Annotated in this window: 2 protein-coding genes; both read right to left on the bottom strand. The window is 37.0% G+C overall.

The features are described from left to right. Positions 1 to 70 precede the first annotated feature (70 nt). Positions 71 to 352: a DUF6695 family protein gene (locus SD31_RS02130; RefSeq protein WP_039052928.1), complete on the bottom strand. Its 282-nt coding sequence runs from the start codon at positions 350 to 352 to the stop codon at positions 71 to 73. Then, positions 352 to 822: an Lrp/AsnC family transcriptional regulator gene (locus SD31_RS02125; RefSeq protein WP_039052927.1), complete on the bottom strand. Its 471-nt coding sequence runs from the start codon at positions 820 to 822 to the stop codon at positions 352 to 354. Before SD31_RS02125 ends, SD31_RS02130 begins: the two co-directional genes overlap by 1 nt. Positions 823 to 989 lie beyond the last annotated feature (167 nt).

Here is a 989-nt window from a genome sequence, read left to right as displayed (position 1 = left end):
GGCAGGTTTCATTTCTTTCGAAAAGTTGTACKTATTTCTTTGCCWGAATTGTACGATGGTGTTTGTTTTCTTATTTGGTCGTTTTAATGGTTTGATGTTCGTTAGTAGGGGGTCTGAAAATTTGGGAGCGGGCACGACCGTATCCTCGCGGGGTGATATACCTTCCGAAATCATAAAAGAGCATCTCTCCCGTTTGTCGGTTGACGATGACGATGCCTGTATGACCAACTTTAAAATTAAGATTTTTGACAAGGCCTATTTTTTTGAAAAACATCATCCATTTTTCATCGCCACGGATCGTGGCATCCGGCCATGTCAAGATTATGGCAAAATCCTGATAGTTGATTTTCATTAATATTCTAAAGGTATAATTGGTTCTTTCTTCGATGTGGACATGATCATCATGGTCTGGAATGTCTTCACAAAAGGAATTTTTGAAATCTTTTCCATGATGACAGCCTCATAAGCTTTTATATCTTTCACATAGACTTTTAAGATAAAATCGCAGTTTCCGGTCACGTGGTGGCATTCTGTAACCTCGGGAATAGCTTTTACGGCTTCCACAAATTCTGGAATGGCGTTGTGCGTGTGGAAATCCAGCGAAACCTGTATAAAAGATTTAATGCCTAAACCTAGTTTTTCTTCATCTACCAAAGCGTGATAACTCTTGATATAACCCGAATTTTCCAGTTTACGGACACGTTCTAATGTTGGTGCTGGCGATAAACCAATGTTTGTCGCTAATTGTAAATTCGTAATACGGCCATTTTCCTGTAATAGTCGTAGTATCTTAAGATCAAGCTTATCTAATTGATAGGACATAATACTCTTTTCTTCGCCTTATAAATATAACAAATATTGTATTATTATTTGTTTTTTCAAAGCCACAAGGGGCGAAGGGGCTMGTTACTTTTCTCGGATTGTATTGTTTGTGTTCATAAATAGTTGTACTTTTCTATGTTGAATAGATAATCTATATTTAAACGAAA

The organism is Sphingobacterium sp. T2, assembly GCF_000814685.1.
GTDB lineage: Bacteria > Bacteroidota > Bacteroidia > Sphingobacteriales > Sphingobacteriaceae > Sphingobacterium > Sphingobacterium thermophilum.
The sequence above is the reverse complement of the archived record's forward strand: the minus strand, read 5'-3'. Positions and strand labels throughout refer to the sequence as shown.

What these genes read in the sequence shown, in the direction of transcription:
- SD31_RS02130 (WP_039052928.1), bottom strand. Translation starts at nt 352, where the DNA reads ATGAAAATCAACTATCAGGATTTTGCCATAATCTTGACATGGCCGGAT.
- SD31_RS02125 (WP_039052927.1), bottom strand. Translation starts at nt 822, where the DNA reads ATGTCCTATCAATTAGATAAGCTTGATCTTAAGATACTACGACTATTA.